The sequence below is a fragment of the Microcoleus sp. Pol10D4 genome (genome assembly GCF_036701555.1).
GTDB lineage: Bacteria > Cyanobacteriota > Cyanobacteriia > Cyanobacteriales > Microcoleaceae > Microcoleus.
The window spans coordinates 24,622-45,853 of record NZ_JAUBRA010000027.1 but is presented as its reverse complement, the minus strand read 5'-3'; the positions used below and the strand labels follow the sequence as shown (position 1 = coordinate 45,853).

The 21,232-nt window shown below is 46.6% G+C and carries 13 protein-coding genes and 1 tRNA gene; 6 read left to right on the top strand and 8 right to left on the bottom strand.

Annotated elements, in window-relative coordinates; all coding sequences use genetic code 11:
- The first annotated feature begins 121 nt into the window (after window positions 1–121).
- A complete protein-coding gene (locus QUA36_RS15455) occupies window positions 122–5,950 on the top strand; it encodes a CHAT domain-containing protein (protein ID WP_333458291.1) in 5,829 nt (1,942 codons plus the stop codon).
- Between the two features lie 110 nt (window positions 5,951–6,060).
- Here QUA36_RS15455 and QUA36_RS15450 read toward each other — a convergent pair whose 3' ends face one another.
- The 3 genes from QUA36_RS15450 to QUA36_RS15440 form a co-directional block, all read right to left on the bottom strand.
- On the bottom strand, window positions 6,061–6,459 hold the full coding sequence (locus QUA36_RS15450; protein ID WP_333158553.1) for an alr0857 family protein: 399 nt from the start codon (window positions 6,457–6,459) through the stop codon (window positions 6,061–6,063).
- 261 nt (window positions 6,460–6,720) lie between these two features.
- Complete coding sequence (locus tag QUA36_RS15445) at window positions 6,721–7,236, bottom strand: HNH endonuclease (protein ID WP_190660760.1); 516 nt, start codon at window positions 7,234–7,236, stop codon at window positions 6,721–6,723.
- Window positions 7,237–7,463: 227 nt separating this feature from the next.
- Entirely contained in the window at window positions 7,464–7,718 is a 255-nt protein-coding gene (locus QUA36_RS15440; protein WP_333458290.1) for a hypothetical protein, read from the bottom strand.
- 93 nt (window positions 7,719–7,811) lie between these two features.
- On the opposite strand from QUA36_RS15440, the gene QUA36_RS15435 reads away from it, so the two are divergent.
- Window positions 7,812–8,147 (top strand): ribbon-helix-helix domain-containing protein, encoded by a 336-nt coding sequence (locus QUA36_RS15435; RefSeq protein ID WP_039886507.1) that lies wholly within the window; start codon window positions 7,812–7,814, stop codon window positions 8,145–8,147.
- A 262-nt stretch (window positions 8,148–8,409) separates the two neighbouring features.
- Window positions 8,410–9,759, top strand: coding sequence for a D-alanyl-D-alanine carboxypeptidase (locus tag QUA36_RS15430; RefSeq protein WP_333458289.1), 1,350 nt, complete (start codon window positions 8,410–8,412; stop codon window positions 9,757–9,759).
- A gap of 150 nt (window positions 9,760–9,909) precedes the next feature.
- Here the strand turns inward: QUA36_RS15430 and QUA36_RS15425 are convergent, their stop codons facing one another.
- A complete protein-coding gene (locus QUA36_RS15425) occupies window positions 9,910–11,016 on the bottom strand; it encodes an N-acetylmuramoyl-L-alanine amidase-like domain-containing protein (protein WP_333458288.1) in 1,107 nt (368 codons plus the stop codon).
- A gap of 179 nt (window positions 11,017–11,195) precedes the next feature.
- Between QUA36_RS15425 and QUA36_RS15420 the strand changes: the two genes are divergently transcribed.
- On the top strand, window positions 11,196–12,473 hold the full coding sequence (locus QUA36_RS15420) for a serine hydrolase (RefSeq protein WP_333158561.1): 1,278 nt from the start codon (window positions 11,196–11,198) through the stop codon (window positions 12,471–12,473).
- A gap of 575 nt (window positions 12,474–13,048) precedes the next feature.
- Here the strand turns inward: QUA36_RS15420 and QUA36_RS15415 are convergent.
- A tRNA-Gln gene (locus QUA36_RS15415) sits at window positions 13,049–13,120 on the bottom strand.
- Window positions 13,121–13,221: 101 nt separating this feature from the next.
- Window positions 13,222–16,149 carry a GAF domain-containing protein gene (locus QUA36_RS15410; protein WP_333458287.1) on the bottom strand — a complete coding sequence of 976 codons (2,928 nt, stop codon included), beginning with the start codon at window positions 16,147–16,149 and terminating at the stop codon, window positions 13,222–13,224.
- A gap of 621 nt (window positions 16,150–16,770) precedes the next feature.
- Here QUA36_RS15410 and QUA36_RS15405 point away from each other — a divergent pair.
- Window positions 16,771–17,157 (top strand): response regulator, encoded by a 387-nt coding sequence (locus tag QUA36_RS15405; RefSeq protein ID WP_015175702.1) that lies wholly within the window; start codon window positions 16,771–16,773, stop codon window positions 17,155–17,157.
- Between the two features lie 149 nt (window positions 17,158–17,306).
- Here the strand turns inward: QUA36_RS15405 and cheB are convergent, their stop codons facing one another.
- A complete protein-coding gene (cheB, locus tag QUA36_RS15400; RefSeq protein ID WP_333458286.1) occupies window positions 17,307–18,392 on the bottom strand; it encodes a chemotaxis-specific protein-glutamate methyltransferase CheB in 1,086 nt (361 codons plus the stop codon).
- Between cheB and QUA36_RS15395 the strand changes: the two genes are divergently transcribed.
- Window positions 18,379–18,573: a hypothetical protein gene (locus tag QUA36_RS15395; protein ID WP_333370306.1), complete on the top strand. Its 195-nt coding sequence runs from the start codon at window positions 18,379–18,381 to the stop codon at window positions 18,571–18,573. The genes cheB and QUA36_RS15395 overlap by 14 nt on opposite strands.
- A 121-nt stretch (window positions 18,574–18,694) precedes the next feature.
- Here the strand turns inward: QUA36_RS15395 and QUA36_RS15390 are convergent, their stop codons facing one another.
- Window positions 18,695–21,190: a hybrid sensor histidine kinase/response regulator gene (locus QUA36_RS15390; RefSeq protein ID WP_333370316.1), complete on the bottom strand. Its 2,496-nt coding sequence runs from the start codon at window positions 21,188–21,190 to the stop codon at window positions 18,695–18,697.
- Between the last annotated feature and the right edge of the window lie 42 nt (window positions 21,191–21,232).

Genomic DNA, 21,232 nt, shown 5'->3' with positions numbered 1-21,232 from the left:
CCAACGCTAAGCAGATTTGCCTATCCAAAAAGAAACTATAGCTTTTGGCTTTTACGGATTTGCTAGAGAAAGGTTTAGTTGACCCCCCTCTCCCAATTCTTAACTCTCCCAAAAAACAATTATGCTGCCAGATAAATACCGAAAAGTACATCGCTGTCTCCCTCTGGTGATGGGAGTGGTATTCGCTACTACCTACAGCATCCCCATCAGCGGCCAACCCAGGATTCCCACACCATCTCAGTCACCGACAACAGAAAACCCAAGCGCATCAGGAACGCAGCAACCCGTGCAAGCCTTTGGCGGGCAAGTCGCCATGTTTGTGGGGCATAAGGGGAGAGTCATAAGTGCAGTATTTAGCCCCGATGGTCCGCAAATCCTCACTGCTAGTCCAGGTCAAACCGCCCGCTTGTGGGATATCAAAGGTAATCTCCTGAGAGTGTTCCCAGGGTATGAGGATGATGTCACCAGTGCCGTATTTAGTCCCGATGGCAGACAAATTCTCCTCACCACTAACAACGATCTAACCGCCCGCCTGTGGGATACTTCTGGCAATATGCTAACCGAGTTCCGGGCGTTTGACGATCAGTCTACTATTGGAAATAGAACTAGAAGTGCCGTATTTAGCCCCGATGGTAGCCAAATCCTCACCCTTAGTAGGCTGGCGGATAAAGCCGGCAGGTGGGGTAAAGCCCGTTTGTGGGATACCAAAGGCAATCTCAAAGCAGAGTTCCAGGTCAGAAGTGGCTCACAAAGCTGGGTAAAAGCCGTATTTAGCCCCGATGGTAGCCAAATCCTCACCACTGGTTGGGATGAACCCGCCCGGTTGTGGGATATCAAAGGTAATCTTCTCAAAGAATTCCAGGCGCATAGGGCTCCTGTCCTCAGTGCAGTATTTAGCCCCGATGGCCGGCAAATCCTCACCGCCAGCCAGGATAAAACTGCCCGCCTGTGGGATACCAACGGTAATCTCCTAGCCGAGTTCCAGGGGCATGAAAATCATGTTAGGACAGCAATATTTAGCCCCGATGGTCGCCAAATCCTTACCATTAGTGAGGATACAACCGCCGGCATTTGGGATACCAAAGGTAATCTCCTGACTGTGTTTGGGCAGCATGATTCCCACAGGAGTTATATCTGGAGGACAACAGGATTTAGCCCCGATGGTCGCCAAATCCTTACCATTAGTTGGGATGGAACCCCTCAAATTTGGGATACCAAAGGCAATCTGCTAACCGAGTTGCGGGGGCATAACGAGAGTGTGGGGGCAATATTTAGTCCCGATGGCAGGCAAATTCTCACCTTCAGTGGGGATGAAATCGCCCGCCTGTGGGATGTGTCAGCCGCCATTACTGCCCAATCCGAGCAAATAGCTGCCAGAGAAACCTTTCAGGAAGGCGTGTCCAAAAATAACGCTCAACTGGCAATATTCCGAGGACACAATAGTTCTGTCACCAGTGCCGTATTTAGTCCCGATGGCAGGCAAATCCTCACCGCTAGTCGAGATGAAGCTGCACGGTTGTGGGATCTCAAAGGCAATCTCCTAACCGAGTTCCGGGGGCATCAGGAAGGGGTCTATAGAGCAATATTTAGCCCCGATGCTCGCCAAATCCTCACCACCAATGGTGAGAACATCCGTTTGTGGGACACGAAAGGCAATCTCCTCTCTGTATTGCAAGGGCACAGTTTGATCAATGCAGTATTTAGCCCTGATGGTAGCAAAATCATCCCCAGCGATTGCCTTTGCTACCCGGTCAGCCTTTGGGATAGCAAAGGTAATCTCCTCACTGAGTTGCGGGGACCCAAGAAACTCGAGAGAGTAGAAGTATTGCGGTGGATGGTTAACAGTGCAGCATTTAGTCCTGATGGTAGCCAAATTCTCACCGTTAGTGATGATAGAACCGCCCGTTTGTGGGATCTCAAAGGCAATCTCTTAACCGAGTTCCCACTAGGACATGAGAAAGCAGTCAAAAGTGTAGTATTTAGCCCCGATGGTCGCCAATTCCTCACGGCCAGTAGTGATGAAACCGCCCGCCTATGGGATATGAAAGGCACTCTCTTGGCAGAGTTTCGGGGGCATAAGGAGCCGATGAAAACAGCCATTTTTAGCCCCAACGGGAGCCAAATCCTCACGCAGGGTATAAACAACGTCCGCCTGTGGGATACCAAAGGCAATCTATTGGCAGAGTTTCGGGGGCACGAGGAAGGAGTCACCAGTTCCGTATTTAGTCCCGATGGGAGTCAAATCCTCACGGTCAGTTACGATAAAACTGCACGAGTTTGGGATACCAAAGGCAATCTCTTGGCTGTGTTTCGGGGACATGAAGGTTATATCTCCAGTGCCGTATTTAGCCCGGATGGTCGGCAAGTTCTTACTGCTGGTGATGATGGCACCGCCCGTCTGTGGGATGTATCAGTGGCAATTGCTGCCCAAGCCCAGCAAATGGCAGCCCTGCAAACTTTTCGGGAAAGCGTATCTAAAAATAACGCTCAACTGGCCGAGTTACGGGACGAGAAGTATGGAGTCCAGCGTGCAGTATTTAGCCCAGACGGTCGCCAAATCCTCACCGCCACCGATAAAACCGTCCGCCTGTGGGATACCAAAGGCAATATCCTCACCGAGTTTCAAGCCCCTAAGAAAGAGGTCGGAAAACCAGTATTTAGCCCGGATGGTCGCCATATCCTGACAATTGGTGATGAAACCGCCCACTTGTGGGATACCAAAGGTAATATCCTCACCGAGTTCCAGGGACACAAGCATGATGTTGAAAGTGCAGTATTTAGCCCCGATGGTAGTCAAATCCTCACCGCCAGTAGTGATAAAACCGCCCGTCTGTGGGATACCAAAGGTAATCTCTTGGCTATATTCCCAGGACATGAGAATGATGTCAGAACTGCCATATTTAGTCCCGATGGCAGCCAAATCCTCACCACTACCTATAGAACCGCCCGTCTGTGGGATACCAAAGGCAATCTCTTGGCAGAGTTTCGGGGGAAGGAGGGATTGGAGGGATTGATCGACAGTGCCAAATTTAGTCCCAATGGTCTCCAAATTCTGACTGAGGGCCGTCAGATTTATGGAACTGCTCGCCTGTGGGATACTAAAGGCAATCTCTTGGCTGAGTTCCCGGGCAGGAAGGATGTAAATGTAAGCTCGATTACGCACTACAGGGCAGTATTTAGCCCCGATGGTAGTCAAATCCTCATTGCCAGTGGGGATGGAACCGTTCGCCTGTGGGATACCAAAGGTAATCTCAAAGCAGAATTCCAGGGGCATAATTTTAGAGTCAACAGTGCCGTATTTAGTCCCGATGGCCGGCAAATCATTACTTCTGGTGTTGATAAAACCGTCCGTCTGTGGGATACCAAAGGTAATCTTCTAGCCATATTCCGGGGACATGAGGAAGAGGTCAACAGTGCAGTATTTAGCCCCGATGGTAGCCAAATTCTCACTGCTAGTGACGATAGAACTGCTCGCCTGTGGGACTTATCACTTGGAATAAAAGTTTCTGCGGCTGAAGTAGCATTTATCAAAGGAACTCAACTTTCTAGCCAAGGTAGTGTCGAATCTAGACAACTCGCACTTCAAAAATTAGAAGAGGCCCTCGCACTCTATCGTGCAGATAGAAACTACGCCCAAGCCACACGCACTCTCCTTTCAATGGGTAAAATTTACGCCAATTTCGGACAGTTTCAATCTGCCCTAGACTCCTACAACCAAGCATTACCCTTATCGCAACAAGCGGGTGGCAAAGCCGAAGAAGCCACTATCCTCAACAGTTTTGGTCAACTCTACACCGATTTAGCTGACCCGACAAGCGCCCTGGATTACTATAACCAAGCTTTGCCCTTATTCTATCAATTAAATGACCAAACGGCAGTCGCCAACACCCTCAACAACATTGGTGATATTCACGCTGCTACAGGAAACTGGAAAAATGCCCTAGACTCCTACAGCAAAGCCCTAGTCATCTCTCGACCTGCAGTTAATTTAGCAGCCGAAGCTACTGCCTTAACTGGCATTGGTAGCACCTACATCGTTTCAAAAGAATGGTCAACGGCCCTGAATGCCTACAACCAAGCCCTCAGCATCTCCCGACACTTAAACGACAAAGTAAAAGAAACCACAGTTCTCAATCAAATGGGGAAAATACAAGCTGCTTTAGGTCAGAATTCTACCGCCCTTGAAAACTATAACCAAGCTTTATCTCTATCCCAACAACTCGGTTACAAAACAGAAGAAGCGCACATCATCTACAATCAAGCCATCTTAAACCGCCAACAAAATAACCTCACAGTTGCCCAAACCGAAATCGAAACCGCAATTAATATTATTGAAAACCTCCGCACTCAAATCGGTAGCCAAGAACTTCGGCAGTCTTACTTTGCCCGCAACCAAGATTATTATCAGTTTTACATCGATTTGTTGATGCAACTGCACCAGAAAAATCCCGATAAAGGTTACGACGCACAAGCCTTTCATGCTAGCGAACGTGCCCGTGCCCGCAGTCTGCTTGAACTCCTCAGCGAAGCCAGCGCAAATATTCGCCAAGGTGTTGACCCGCAACTGCTAGCAGAGGAACAAAACTTGCAACAACAACTTAGTGATTTTCAGACTCGCAAATACCAAATTGTCATCGCTAGATCTACCCAAGAAGCTGTGGATGAAATTCAACAAAAAATCGACACAGTTCTCAAGCAACTCGCTCAAATAGAAGCTAAAATTCGCGCCAGCAGTCCTCGTTACGCTGCTCTAAAATATCCCGAACCTCTCAACTTGCAACAAATTCAACAACAGGTACTCGATGACAATACGCTACTTTTAGAATATTCTCTGGGTGAGGAGCGCAGTTATTTGTGGGCGGTGACGAAAACTTCTTTCACCAGTTACGAACTCCCTTCTCGCACCGAGATTGAAGCCACGGGTAAGAATTTCCGCGATACTTTAACCAAAGAGACCACGAGAACCGTTCCTCAAATGGTTGCCGAATCTGCTGGACTTCTGAGCCAAATGATCCTCGCTCCGGTTGCTTCTGAGTTGGGCAACAAGCGCTTGCTAATTGTTGCGGATGGAGCCTTGCAATACATCCCTTTCAGCGCCCTTACTCTGGAAAAATCTGAAGTGCCGCTAATAGTTAAGCATGAAATTGTTAATCTGCCTTCTGCTTCCACTTTAGCTATTCTGCGGCGGGATATGGCGACTCGTCAACCGGCTCCAAAGGCGATCGCCTTGTTTGCAGATCCAGTTTTTAGCTCGGACGACGAACGGCTCAAAGGCACGAGTATATCGCCTGTAACGAAGAATCAAACTGTTGAAAATCTGCCAGTGGAAGCGCAACAATTACAGAGATCTGCCTCTGAGGCTAACATTTATTGGACTCGCTTACCTTTCTCGCGAACTGAAGCTGAGCAAATCTTGGCTTTGGTTCCTGATGATTTGGAAAAACAAGCGCTTGACTTTACGGCTAATCGTACCACGGCAACCAATCCCGATTTATCTCAATATCGCATTGTTCATTTCGCTACGCACGGATTTGCTAATAGCAAACATCCAGAATTATCGGGATTGGTGCTATCTTTAGTTGATGAGAAAGGCACGTTACAAAATGGCTACTTGCGACTGAATGATATTTTTAATCTCAATTTACCGGCTGAATTGGTGGTGCTGAGTGCGTGTCAGACGGGTTTGGGAAAAGATATTAAAGGAGAAGGGTTGGTGGGTTTGACGAGAGGGTTTATGTATGCGGGGGCGCCACGTGTGGTGGTTTCTCTGTGGAGTGTTGAGGATCAAGTAACTTCTGAGCTGATGACACGATTTTACAAAAAAATGCTCCAAGATAAATTAGCGCCTGCTGCGGCACTGCGAGCGGCGCAAATCGAAGTGCTACAGCTTCCAGAATGGCAATCTCCTTATTATTGGGCTGCTTTTGGGCTGCAAGGAGAATGGAATTGAGTGCGCTTCTGGCGGGAGAGGGGGAAAAAGTGGGGGAGTGTGATATGAAGAAAATATTTCCTTCTTGCTTCTTCCCTCTTCCTTGTTCCCTCTTCCTTCCACATCCGATATTAATCGCCGACTTCCCCGACAACCTCCGCAGCAGCCTGAGTTTCGAGCCAGAGTTTGAGCAGCAAGAGCTCCGCCCGATCGCCCAAAACAGTCGCAAACACGCCGTCAGCCCCCTCAGACTGACCAGAAATCCACGTACCGCGCAGAGTCACTTCTACAAAGTCAGCATCAGCAACACAAAGCTCGATCGCATCGTTGTCGTTTCGGCGGGCCTCCGATTCCAACAAAGACAGCGCTGGCAAATTCGCGGGCAACAAAAATGCCGCAGTGCTCGGTTCGACGCTGATGCTTTGACCAACTCGCATAGCCAGCACAACTCGCAGCGCCACTAACTGTTCGGGAGATTGAGCCAAACGCTCGAGGTTAAAGCCCGTTTCAGTGTAAGTCAACTTCAGCATATTGACAGCCCTAAATTTGGAATTGAAAGTTAAAAATTGGTAATTGAAAATTGGCGATCGGGCATTGGGCATTGGGCATTGGGCATTGGGCATTGGGCATTGGATAGGTCGGGATAAAAAGTTTGCTATTCCGACCTAAAATCCTTTTCAATTACAGGACTGAATTAGCTATTAACTATTAGCTATTAACTATTAGCTATTACCAATTACCAATTACCTGTTTGGCCCATGCCCCATGCCCCATGCCCTATTCCCCATTCCCTATTCCCCAATTTGGTATTCGTGCCAAAACAGTTCGGCAAAAGCAACAGTGGGGTGTATGGGGGCTTTCGGCTTAGTTCGCAGAGACATTCCAGCTTCTATGGGAGTTCGATCGCCCTTACGAGAGTTGCACCGTTCGCAAGCAGTCACCACGTTGTCCCAAGTATGCGGGCCGCCCTTCGATCGAGGCATCACGTGATCCAGCGTCAAATGTCGGTTGCTACCGCAGTATTGGCAAGAATGAGCGTCGCGGCGCAGAACTTCCCGGCGATTGACCGGGGGCACTTTCCACAGGCGTTCCCTGTTACCAAAAGTCAAGCGGATTTGTTCGGGTACGTGGATGCTGGTGCTGGGCGATCGCACCAGCCAGCCGTTACCGATGCTAAAATCCAGAGGTTCAGCCTTGCCTGTTACCAAAAGTACGATCGCCCGTTTGATGTTGACACGGCTCATCGGTAGGTAATTCTGAGAAAACACCACCACAGATTGCCTCAATACATCAGTTACTACGGTCATGGCTTGCCCCTCCTCGTCAATTTTGGATTTTAGATTTTGGATTTTAGATTTTAGATTTTGAATTTTGGTTGCTTCGTCAGCATTGGCTACATCTGGTTTTTTCCCAGTTCCCCAAGCTGATCGAATTTCTCAAATATCCAATCAAATGCCCCCGCTTCTCTTACTTAGAAGCGGGGGCTAGAAAAACTGCTTTCATGCAAATTTTCATCCTGTCTTGGTACAGTCGTTTAGCTGTACCTCCCGCTTCGCGTATCTCGATATGGCTGTGCCACTTGCCGACCGTGCTGGTCTACCTCGTTGTCATTAATTTCTGCAATTTCTCCTAATCCACTATAACCGTGTTTATTTAGGCCCAAGCCCGCCCACGAAGTCGCTGCAACAGTCGCAAAACCCGTGCTAAAGACGTGCCGTAACGACTCGGAGCGACCCGTGGGGCGATCGCACTTCAGTTGATAGGTGGAGTAGGTGGGGAGAAATTTCACAGCAGGCAGAAGGTGGTTAAGAGGCTTTCAATCTAGCTGTAAACATACTACACTGATATTACACATATGTCCACCCGTCACGGAGAAAAAATTATGCATACCCTACCTAGAACCTCAACCACCGAAATGGAAGTCACCAGCATTCGACTCGAAAGAGAGCTCAAAGAGAGACTTAAAGAGCTCGCGGGCAATCAAGGCTATCAAGCTTTGATTCGAGATTTGCTCTGGAATTACGTGCAGCAGAAGTCTGGAGAGTATCGGCAGATGTTTTCTCGATCGGATATTCGAGCCAGCATTAATGCCACAGCACAGCAGGAGGAACGCTGCGCGCTTACAGGAGAGTTGATCCGACCGGGCGGGCCGATGTTATTAGGTCTGACGATGCACGGCGAAATGGTGCCGCTGAGTATAGGGAGTATGGCTGGATAAACCAGTTTATCGAAAATTTGCGAGAGCGATCGGCCTGGGGTGAAGGCCCCAGGCGCTGAAGATGGGTTTCCGAAGCATTTCAAGGAGATATATTTAACGAACCGCGAAGACGCGAAGTGCGCGAAGCAAAATTAGAGAAGGAAGAAGATAGGCAATTTTAGCGGTTCGGGAGTTTGGTAACACAGATCCGGAGGCTCGCCCCACGCGCGAGAAGAATGCTAAACTTTCCATCGGGCGTGCCGAACAGACGATCGTACATTTGATGAACAAAATTAAAGTAATGCTGAAAAACCGCTACTTGACTGCTGCGAGTTCGATCGCCCTTCTCACAATTATTGCCGGATGTGCAGCTACTGAATCACCTCAACTTGCATCTCCCTCTCCTGTAGCTGAAACTTCCTCGCCCCCAGTTAAACCAAATCAGCCTCAGCCCTTAATAGTCTCTGTTAGCAATCCCGAAACAGCCACAAATACCAAAATCCAGCAATATCTCAACGGGTTGGCTGCCCAAGGTTTTGCCAAAGAAAACCAAGGCGTCTGGATGCAATCTGGCAACACTTTGCTAGCTAATCATCAAGGTACCGTTCCTCTGTCGGCCGCTTCTATTACCAAAGTAGCAACATCTCTCGTAGCACTGCAAAAATTCGGGCCAGAACATGAATTTATCACCTTAATTGGTACAACTGGAAAAATAGAAGACGGCGTATTAAAAGGATCTTTAATTGTTCAGGGAAGCGCCGATCCGTTGTTTGTTTGGGAAGAGGCGATCGCCCTCGGCAACGCCTTAAATCAAAAAGGGATCAAGCGAGTCACTGGCAATTTGATAATTGTCGATAAGTTTTACATGAACTTTGAACTTGATCCCCTCAAATCGGGAGAATTGCTCAAACAAGGATTGAACAGTCAAATCTGGCCCAGCGAAGCCGCCGCCCAGTATCAAACCCTGCCTCCCAATACGCCAAAACCCCAAATAGCAATTGAGGGTACTGTCAAAGTTTTGTCAGCACCTCCCAATGACGTACAGCCTTTAGTCAAACATTATTCTTTGCCCCTTGCTGAACTGATCAAAAAAATGAATCAGTACAGCAACAATCTCATGGCAGATATGCTAGCTGATACTGTCGGTGGTGCAAAAACAGTCGCCCAAAAAGCAGCCGCAGCAACCGGAGTTCCCCCCGCAGAAATTCAACTTGTCAACGGTTCGGGATTGAGCGAAGAAAATCTCATTTCTCCCCGGGCTGCTTGTGCGTTATTTATCGCTTTAGAACGCTATCTTGAACCTTACAGCATGACAGTTGCTGATGTCTTAACTGTAGTTGGGAAAGATCAAGGAATACTATCAGAACGCGCGCTTCCCCAATTAGCAGTGGTCAAATCGGGCACGTTGGATAATGTTAGCGCTTTGGGCGGAGCTTTGCCAACTCAAAAACAAGAAACTGTGTGGTTTGTGATTATGAATGGAGGGGCAAATGTCGAGACATTTCGCACTCAGCAAGAGGTTTTGCTGAAAAGCTTTTTGAATGAGTGGGGAAGTGTTCAAGTTTCGCCGCCGGAATTAACGCCAAATCCTGCTAGAAAGAGTAAGGTATCTCGCAGCGAAATTGTTCAATAAACTGTTGTGCATTTAATTTGTATATTCCGGTTGGGCTAGAAGCCCAACCCCTACTCCCCACAACAGAGTTTGTAGGGTTCGTCAACACAGAAATTTTAAATTTTCAGCTAAAATAATGCAAGCTGATGCACTTTACGAATACAAACTAATTTAATTAGGGGTTTTCGCCCTCGCTACCACAATGCCGATCGCACTTTCGACTCTCCTAATATATCTCTGCAAGTCGTAAGCAACTGTCACCTGCCCAGCCGGCGAAGCGTGAATTAAACCCATATTGCCGTCAGCATTACGGTAGACTAAACCCGTGTGGGTGACATCCAATCCTTTAACATCCGTCGCTACTGCTATAATATCCCCTGGTTTTAACTGAGAATAAACACTTTTTATCTGATTTGTGGGGATGTAATTAACAGTAGTTTTTGCTAAGTCTGCTTCTTGGCTGACTATGCACTGATAAGTTGCTTCGTCTTTAACCATTTGCGGATAACTGTTGCGGTGCTGACTCATGAAATTTAGTGTTTTATTCATGGGCACTCCGCCTAATTCAGCGGTGATATTTTCCACTGTTTGCCGTTTTTGATTGTCATTAATCCATTCGGAAAAATAATGCAATCTGCTGCAATAACCGTTAATTTTACCGTTTAAATATCGCTGTTGTTCTATGCGATCGACAAAATTTTGATAGTCGTAATCTTGTACTGCTACGCCCCTGGCGATCGCCAAAACGGTTTCTACAAATAAAACGCAATCAAATTTATTCAAAGTTATGATCAACTTTTCTTCGCCGGATTTGTCCAGTAAACCTGCGGCGTAGGGCTTTCCTAGGAAGTTATCGGCGATCGCCTGGACAATTTCTCCGATCGAGCGATCGTGCAAATTTTGTTGTTTTGCATACTGTACAACCTTTTCAAAACGTGCTATGTCTTCAGGTAGTGCAACGGTTTCTCTCTCGGTATTATTGGAGTCCGATCGTCTCGCAAGCACTTTCAGCAATTCGGAATAGGAAATTTCCGCTAAATTGTTGAAGTCCCACAACATACTCGGAAAACTGGAAACAGTTGGCTTGTTGGTTAATTCCAGATTTTCGCTTTCTGGCGTCAAGGAAAACGCTACATCCGCGCCCTGTCCTGCTGTTTGTCGATCGACAACATATCCCGTAGCAGAGTGAGACTGAAATGCCCAAACATCAGGTATCAAAGAATTATTCACGCCGACGATCGCAAATCCCAAAACAGCCAGACTCCAAAAATTTCTCATGTTTTTCAAAGGATTTTGCTTCAACTCAGTGCTATCCTGAAAATTTTACAATTACTAGAAGTCTCAATCAGCCTAGTAGACAGATAAAATTGGCAATAGCGGACTAGATCGATACAGTTGTCATTTAGATGCCGCCCTATTATAAACTGATCGTGCGAGTTTGATAGCACAAAACTGTAATGCAAGTAGAACGCCGACGCCGCCCACGCCCAATTCCCGCCCGACGCCCCATCGAGCCCCTAGGCCCAATCCGGCCACGACGCCAAAGCAGCCAGCCTCCTGTCCAATCCCGTCGTCGAGTCAGGACGAAATTTTCTCGCTTAAAATACCGTAACATCCTGTGCTTAATTGCCGGGGCGATCGCGATCGGTTGGATTGTCACAATACCGTTCAGAATTCGCCGTGCCCCAGAACCGCCAGTCATCTTGGCTAAACAGGCCGTCTCGCCTCAAGAAACACTCTCGCCTCCGACAATTGAACCATCGAAAAATTTAGCCGATCGTCAAAGCGAACCTACCTTCAGCTACAACATCAAAACACCTCCCAATCCAGTTTACTCTCAAGAGTTGCAAGGGATTGTTGATGAAGCGGTGAAGATTGCAACCACCAAAGGAATGCCCGCAGAACGGCTATCAATTACCTTATTTGATGTCAGCAATTCCCAAAGTCACACCTTTGCCGGATATCAAAATCAAACTCTCCGATTTCCCGCTAGTGTTGCCAAGTTATTTTGGATGGCAGCGTTTTACTCAGCCATAGAAAAAGGCATCATTACGCAAAGAGAATCTGCCTTTAAAAACGACCTAGAGCAAATGATTCGCGTCTCGAACAACGATGCTGCCAGCCGACTTTTAGACAAAATCACAGATACAAAATCCGGCGGACGGCTCGCAGGAGAAGAGTTGCAAACATGGCTGAAAAAGCGCACTCAAATTAACACATTTTTCCAGTCAGCAGGCTACAATGATATTCGTATAAGCACCAAAAATTATCCCATATACTATTTAAGACAAGAAGGGCCAATCGGTCGCGACTTGCAATTGCGGGGCGATGCTTCTCAGCCGATTCGCAATCAAGTAACTACCGACCAAGCTGCCAGATTAATATATGAAATCTATACTAGGCAAGCGGTTTCCAGCATCGCCAGCCGCAAAATGGCTTACTTGCTGACTAGAGACTTAGACCCCAAGGCCTGGAAAAATGACCCTAGCAACTCGATAAAAGGATTTCTCGGCGAGTCTTTACCAACTAATATTTATTTTGGTTCCAAAGTTGGCTATACTTCCAAATCCCGCAGCGAAGCGGCATTTGTCAGGACTTTAGACGATCGCGCGATTTATATCTTAGTTGTTTTCGCAGACGATCCTGCTTATTCCAAGGACGAAACAGCTTTTCCTGCCATTTCCCGATACGTTTTCGATCGGCTAAATGATCGTGGCCCCAGCACTTTGCAGTGATATGGAGTAGGGCGGGTTGACAGTTAACAGTTAACAGTTAACAGTTAACAGTTAACTGTTGACTGTTAGTCGAAAAATTTAAGGATGGTTGATATCAAATTCGGTAGCATCGGAATTATTCATCTCTCTGTTCTTTTCCTCTGTGTTCTCTGCGTCAACGGCGGTTTAATCCTTCCAATGCAACCGGATTTGATATGAGTGTTGAATGTTGACTCGATTTTATAGCAACCGCCAAGATGGTTAGGGCGTTGTTAATGGCTGAAACGATTGATTTTATTGCTTCTTCCTTCTTCCGACTTCCATCGGACTTCTGCTATACAATTCCGGCGCAGTCAGAAGTGATATTACGCACAAACAACGGTTTCTGCGAAAAATGGGGACTGGCGACCCAAAAAACCAATTTCTTGACCACAAATCTAGCATTTTAGGTAAAACCCGCAGCAAGAAACCCGGTTTCTTATATCCTGTGAGCAAGTCCTAATTAGGTTTGTATTTAGGTAGTCGTTTGTCTCTCGTCGGTCGATCGCTAACTCTAAACGATGACTTAAACAATTGATTGAGCTGACCCAATTAAACTGGGGCGAAAGGATTCGAACCTCTGAATGGCGGGACCAAAACCCGCTGCCTTACCACTTGGCGACGCCCCAACGTCTTAACCTTCACTATCTTAACATTCAAACACAGCAATCTGTCAAGCATTTTGACAAGAAAATTTAAAAAATCTTTTTGTAAGCGATCGCCCCCAGGTTTATTCTTTGATCGCAGGGGGGCGAGCTACCGGGATTTCAATCCTGAAATCCGCTCCCTGTCCCGGTTCCGAGATACACTTCAAACTTCCTCCGTGTTTTTCCACCACTATCTGGTAGCTGATAGACAAGCCGAGTCCCGTACCCTTGCCTACAGGTTTAGTGGTAAAGAAAGGGTCAAACAAGTGGCATTTAGCTTTTTCGGGCAATCCGGGCCCGCTGTCTTGAATCCGAATCAGCACAACTTGACCCCTCGACTTTCCTGACTCATCAGCCTCCGAGTCTGGGCCCACCACAGCCGTGGAGATTTTGATCGTCTTAGGTGGAGGCTGATTTTCCAAAGAGTCGATCGCATTCGCCAAAATATTCATAAATACTTGGTTGAGTTGCCCGGCATAGCACTCTACCTTGGGCAAGTTGCCGTAGTCTTTAATTACCTCAATTCCCGGTATTAGCCCATTTGACTTCAAGCGACTCTGCAGAATCAGCAGCGTGCTGTCAATCCCTTCGTGAATGTCCACTAGCTTCATCTCTGCTTCGTCATGCCGTGCGAAGTTCCGCAGAGACAGGACAATTTGGCGGATGCGTTCAGTTCCCATCTCTATTGAAGACAGAATTTTCAGCAAATCCGGCACTATGAAATCAACATCTATTTCTTCGTTTTTGTCGAGAATTTCGGGGCAAGGGTCGGGGTAGTGCTTTTGATACAAGTGCAGCAAATCCAGTAGATTTTTCATGTACTGCTTGCAATAAGTCAAGTTCCCGTAAATAAAATTAACCGGATTGTTAATTTCATGGGCGACGCCGGCGACCATTTGACCGAGAGAGGACATTTTTTCGTTTTGGATGAGCTGAGTTTCTTTCTGCTGCAACTGCTGCAAAGTTTCCGTCAGTTGGCGGGCTTGAGTTTGAGCCGCTAAGGCTGCCGCCCGGGTTTGGGCGTAAAGTTCGGCTTGGTCGATCGCGATCGCCAGTTGATCCACCACCGCTTGCAGCAATTCCACTTCGCTGGTCGCCCAGGAACGGTGGCTGCTGTAATGGTTGCAAACTACAGCACCCATTTGACCGGAGCGAGTCTTGAGCGGCAGCAGCAGGTTAGAAACTATCCCGAGACTGCTCAAAAAAGCTCGCGTGGGCGGTTCGATGCACAGTGCTGTTGCCGCGTCGCCGATCCGGAGCGTTTGGCGGTGGCAAATTTTCTCGCCCAGCAGCGTTACTTGTTCGATCGGGTATTCTGTAAGCCGCTCTTTCAGTTCGGGATTTGCCGCCTCGTGGGTGATTGCAAAGCTTGGCTGCCCGTCTGGCGAGATGGAGTACCACAAAAAGTAGCACTGGTCAACCTGCAACAAGCTGCGAATTTCGTTGACAGCCGTATCTAAAATTTTGTCCAGGTCGAGGGAATTCCGCATCTGGCTGGCGAGGCCGAAGAGCAGGCCTTCCCGGCGGCTCAACAATTCTTCTCGGGCCGTGATGCGATCGATCGCCACGGCGATGGCGTTAGCCATGCAGCCCAAAACTTCTAGCGCTCCCTCGCTTACCAAAGCGCTACTGCACAGAGCCATCACTCCCACCAGCCGCTCCTCCACTATCAGCGGATAGGCAATGGCGCAGAGAGACGGGTTCGACAGTAGGCATACAGGAGCCGTTTGGAGTTTTCCCGGTTCTGCTCGCACCCAATCTTCTATTTCTCGTTCCCACCCTTCGGTGGTGAGTCCTGAATCGGCCTGCAATTCTAACTGCTCTGTCTGCGGGTTGAATGTCCAGATACTCGCCTCTTGGGCGTCGAGGTAATCTACCATTGCCTTGGTGCAGCGGCTGAGGATGGGCGATATTTTCCCACCTTGTCCGAGGGCTGCACCGACTTTAGCTTGCAGAGCTCCCAAGCGCGATCGCTCTTGTAGGGACGCTGCCGTTAGTTGGCGCTCGGAGGTGTCCCGGGCTCCGGCAACGATTTCTCGGATTTGTTGGGTATCGTCCGCGCGCCCGATGCCCGCTGAAGTTTCCCACAAATATTGAGATTTTCCTTTTTCCTTGATCGTAGGGAGCTTGTTTGTTCCGTATATTCTCCTGTCGCTCTGTGGCGTCTGTACGGCACACAAGCTGGAGGGGTTCGAGCCACTGACTAACTCGGAGATTTGCTGGCTGTCCGAGGTAATATCTTCTACCTGTGGCAACTGTTTCTGGGCTTGGACTAATTGCCAGCGCAGCTCCACCAAACTAGCAACTTGCCGACTCAAAGCTTGCACACCTTCTATCGTTTCTTTTGTCAAGTCTCGCGGCACCGAGTCCATGACGGATAGCACTCCCAGCACCTGCCCATCAGAGCTGACAACTGGGATTCCGGCGTAAAATTTCACAAAGGGGTAGAAAACGATCAGCGGGTGTTCACCAAATCTCACATCTGTGGAAGCGTCTCGGACAAGGGCGGGGGGCAGTTCCTTAAAGGAATTTGCAGGGGGTTCGATCGCAAATTGGGGAGCAACGGGCGGTTGTTGCAGGGAAATTGCCCGGTCAAATTCTGAGTTTGAGTTTGATCTCTGGGCGAACTCTTCGGAAATTTGGTTGATCGCGCGATCGCAAAAATTCAGGTAACGATCGACCAAAGTTTGATCAATACCTAACTGCGACTTCAACCAGTGGCGGTTACCGTCAATCAAGCTCAAGAAAGCAATAGGAGTTCGGCTGATCTGAGCTGCCAAACCGACCAAATTGTCCAAGCAAGCTTCTGGAGCAGAGCCAAGAAGCTGATACAAGTCAATGTTATGGAGCTTGAACACTTTTTCACCAAGAGGCAAGGGTGCTTTCATCATGTGTAACTGCCCGTCTAGTTGCTGGCAACCGCCCTTCTCAATACTTCCCTTGAAAAACAAGCTATGAATTCTGTGCTGGGAGACTCGGGGCGCAAGTTCGGCGCAGGTTGCTTGTGCCAAATTCAGACTAACCTCTTGACTGATCTGGAAACTTTTGAGTTATCGCAGTTAGAGTACCCCAGATCTAAGACTATATAAATTATACTTCCAGTTGACTATGCTTTTGAATACCTCCGGCTCTCTAAATCTAAGAGCCTCTGTTGGGATGAAGCAGCTTTCCCAAATATATGACTATTGCTTACCTAGATTTTTTTTATCAGTTTAATTGTATTTTAACAGACTTGTCTAATCGTGGGTAGCTGGCTTGCTGGTAGATTTAAATCAGGGGTTTGTGCCACAATACCAATGTCCTTTACCGAGCTGTGCCTTAGCCGGGAGTTCAACTACAGTTAGGAGATGAATTACAAAAGATTGGTAAGATGTTAAACTTTGTAACAATAGTTGTTCAAACTCGACCTTTTAGGGTTTCTGGGCCCGGATGCACATTTTGCAACTGTTGTAATTGCCGATCGACCACTCTCCCAATCCCTTTTTTCGAGTTTGAGGTAAAAAAACAGGGGTCAATTTTCAACTAACGCTCCAACGGGGTTGACAATTATTACGTAGAGGCAACTCTCACAAAATAACTGCAGGAAGTATGTTTTGTATTTTCAAGAACTATAAATAAACAGGGAGAAGAATATGTCTGCAAGTAGCAGTCAAGTACCAACTATTTTGGCAGTTGATGATAGCGTCGTGATGCAAGGACTTGTTAAACAGGCCTTAAGCAAAGAGTTTCGAGTTCTCGTAACCGACAATGCAGTGGATGCTTTGTCAACGATTTATCACGAACAAATTTCGGTTTTGTTGCTCGATGTTTCGATGCCTGGTATTGACGGATTGGAACTCTGCCGCACGGTGCGGAGCTTGCCTCAGTTTCAGAATTTGCCGATCGTAATGCTGACAGCGCGGGATGGAGCCTTTGATAAGGTACAGGGGCGTTTGGCGGGAGCAACAGAGTATTTAACTAAGCCGTTTGATGCTGATAAGTTGCGCGAGGTCATTGGTAAGTTTATCAAAATCAAATAATTGGACTGACGACAAAAAATCAGTTTTGAGTAATTAATGAAGTAATTTGAGTAATTAATGAACTAAAAAGTTGCGATCGCCCTCTCTGATCCTCGACTTCTTTAACAAGTCGGGGGGCGGGGTATTCTGCACAATTTGCGAGGTAAGTCCTAAATTTTTAATTTTGCCAGGAGTAAGGGAGCGATCGCACTGACAGGTAGAACATATTGGGCGGCACCAAGGGCGATCGCCTCCTTGGGCATTCCGAAGACAATGCAGCTAGCTTCGTCTTGGGCGATTGTTAACCCCCCTTCTCTGGCGATAGCCAACATTCCGTCAGCACCATCTCTACCCATTCCTGTCAGCAAAACCCCCGCTGCTGCCCGACTATAAAAATTAGCTACCGACTTAAATGTCACCGTTACAGAAGGGCAGTGTCCCGCAGCATGAAGATCTTCTGAATAAACAAATCGCCCTTGAGAGTCCAACTCTAAATGACGTTTTTCTGGCGGAAAATAAACAATTCCTGCTTGTGGCAATTCTCCAAAAGCCGCTATCTTAACAGGCAGTTTTGATTCATAACCCAGCCAATCAACTAATCCTTGCAAAAAACCTTCACTGATGTGCTGGACACAAATTATAGGCACAGGAAAACTAGCCGGAAGTTTAGAAATAATTGCGTATAGTGCTTGCGGCCCCCCTGTCGAAGCCCCTATAGCCAATACTTTAATAGTTGGAGAGTTAACATTTTCGTTGGAAAATTTGTAATTATGAACTGGTGCTTGGTTGATTCTTACAAGTGGATTATGATCTTCGGTTGGCATCTTTTTTTGATGCCGTGTAAATACTTTCACTCCTGAGAGTATTTTGACTTTAGCTATTAATTGATTGGCGAGGCGAGCGTAATCAGATACTAACCCGCCAATCGGTTTCGGAAAAACATCCAATGCACCAGCCCTTAACACTTGAAATACATTCTGAGTATCATTCGCTTGCACTGAAGCACTAATTACTAAAATGGGTAGCGGATATTTCTTCATTACTTCTTCCGTAAATTCTAACCCGTTCATAGGTGCCATGTTCAAATCCGTACAGATTACTTGGGGCTGAAGTTTGGGGATTAATTCTAGTCCTTCTAATCCGTTGCAAGCGGTTCCTACAACTTGGATGTCTGGCGAGGACTCAAAAATTCGTTTGAGGACGAGCGTAACTACTGGAGAATCTTCAACTAACAATAGTTTAATGGGCGATAACATCAGTTTGCTGGGAAATGGGGGATGGGAAAATCGGGAATGGAAAATCGGGAATGGGGAATGGGGAATGGGGAATAGGGCACTTGTACTGCCCTTCGACTTACTTTCCTTCGGGGAAGCTGAGCGGGCAAACCGCGCAGGGCGAGTGGCTAATCCCAGCACGAATCGCTCAGTAACCGCTTAGTCAAAGTATTGGGCATTGGGCATCGATGCACTGGTAATGGTGCACTGCGTACTGGATATTGGGCCTTGCTAATTGGTAGTAAATAACAAATCCCTAATAACCAAGGAGTAATGACTAATGACTAAACTAACCTTTTTAGTGTCTCTACCAGCACATCTTGATTGAAAGTACCTTTAGGAATATAAGCATTTGCCCCCGCATCAGCCCCTCTTTTTTTATCTTCATCCGATGCCAAAGATGTCACTAAAATTATCGGCAACTCACTGTATTCTTTTTGCTCCCGAATCTTAATAGTCAGTGCCAAGCCGTCTAAATTTGGCATTTGTACGTCAGAAATCACAGCATCAAAATCGCGAGTTTTCAATTTATGGAAAGCATCCAATCCGTCTACTGCAGTCACAACTTCGTAACCCGCACCTTCCAGGATGCGCTTTTCTTGAGTGCGCGTGGCGATCGAGTCTTCTGCTAATAGTATAACTTGTTTTCTGCTGGCAGTCTCAAGTTGCGATCGCGCACCAGAAACCCCACGGGACGAAACTTGCTGGCGTACAGATTTTATCAAATCGTGGGGATTGAGTATCATACAAACTTCCCCTGTACCGAGAATTGTGGCACCAGCAACATTTCGCACCCGTTTCAGCAATTGACTTTGAGGTTTCATCACCACATCCTGTTCGTCTATCAAAGCATCTACAAATAATCCCAATCTTTCCTCTCCAACTTTCACAACAATACAAGGAATTTTTGAATAAGTTGAATTTAGGAATTGTTTGGAATTTTTTCTCAGAATTTCTCTCCCGTTCTCCTGTCTCAAATACCGATTTTTTTGCCACTCTTGTCTATTGTTTAATTCTAGTAAATCTGTCAGATGAGCAACTGACAAAGGCTGACCATTTGAAAGTATAGTTTCCTTACCTTCTATAGCAAATATCTCAGACTGAGACACCTGTTGTGCAGTGTCTACAAACTCGACTGGCAGAGCATAAGGAATGTCTTCAACTACGACAATTAATACATTTGCTGTAGCTAAAGACGTGCTGATTTGCAGCCTCAAAGTGCATCCTTTACCCGGTAAAGACTCTACTTGAATACTACCTTTTAGGGCTTCAACATTAGTACGAACTACATCTAAACCAACCCCGCGCCCCGATACTTCGGTAACAAATTTTTTGGTCGAAAAACCAGGAGTAAAAATTAAAGAGTGTACTTGAGCTTCTGTCATCTCTGCCAGTTGTTCAAGCGTACAAATATTACGTTTAACAGCCGTTTGTTTTATGCTATCTAGATTTAGTCCCCGGCCATCATCAGCAACTTCAATAATAATATTGCTAGCAATGTTATAGCCTTTAATTCGGAGAGTGGCTACAGGAGATTTACCTAGTTTTTTCCGCTCCTCAACAGTTTCAATACCGTGATCGATCGCATTTCTAATCATGTGCATTAAAGGGTCTTTCATTTCCTCTAAAATGCGTTTATCGGCTGTAGTTTCGCCTCCTTCAATAACTAATGCAACTTCTTTACCTTCCCGTTTCGCTAAGTCTCGTACAGTTCGAGGAAATAAATTAAAAATAGTAGACAAAGGCAGCAGTCTCAGAGTGCGAATTCCTGATTCTAATGCCTCAGCGATTAATTCGAGTCTGGCAGTATCTTCATAAACTCGATTTCTCAAGCAGTTGACTAAAGTTCCGAGACGTTCTAAACGTTCTTCTGTACGTTGATAGTAATCCTGCAATTGGCTAAATTTACCGTTGGCTTTAATACCGTTTTCATCTATTTGCATCCGATCAAAAGTCAAGCTCGTTACAAAATATTCTCGGCTCCACTCTTCCCACAAAGTTGTAATTTGTTCTATCTCTGCAACTCGGTGTCCTAGCCGAGTTTTTGTGACAGTAAGTTCCCCTGCTTGAGTCATTAAATCGTCTAAATTTTGAGTAGCAACGCGAATGGTTTCAATGCGGTAAGATGAGGTTGAGGATGCAGTAACTGCCGACTGCGAAGCCGACTCAGTGGCGGGCCCAGAAGGTGCAGGCAAGTTTTGAGCTTGTAGTAGAAATTCTGGCTTGGAATGTAAGGGTAAAAAAGAGGAATTTTTCTCTAAGTTAATGACTTCAGAAGTTTGAACATTTGTTTCTAGTTCTTGGGTAGCAGGCTCAGTAAATTGCAGTTCTACCAACGGTTGTTCTGGTACTTGTGAAGATGATTGCTCTACTATTGAGTCAGCAGCCTGTGGCTGTAACTGACTAGAAGCCCCCATCATGCTAGCGAGGATATAAAATGTATTAATGCCGGAATCTTCGCCGGTAACGGCTTCGTCAACGAGTTTCCGCATGGCGTCTAAACCTTGCGAAAGTCGATCGCTAATATCTGAATTTAGTGGAGTTTCTCCCCGCTTAACACCTCCCAAAATATGCTCCATTTGATGAGCTAAAGATGCTACATTTTTTACTCCCAGCATCCCAGCATCACCTTTAAGAGAATGGGTTTCCCGCAACAATAGTTCTAACTTAGCTAAGTCGTTGGGATGTTGTTCTAAGTAGAGCAATCCGTCATCTAGTTTCTGTAAGTGTTCTTCACTAGCGACTTTAAATACATCTCGAAGTTCTTGATCTTCAATCATCATATATGTTGTTAAGTAATAGGTAATTGAGTATGGTTCATG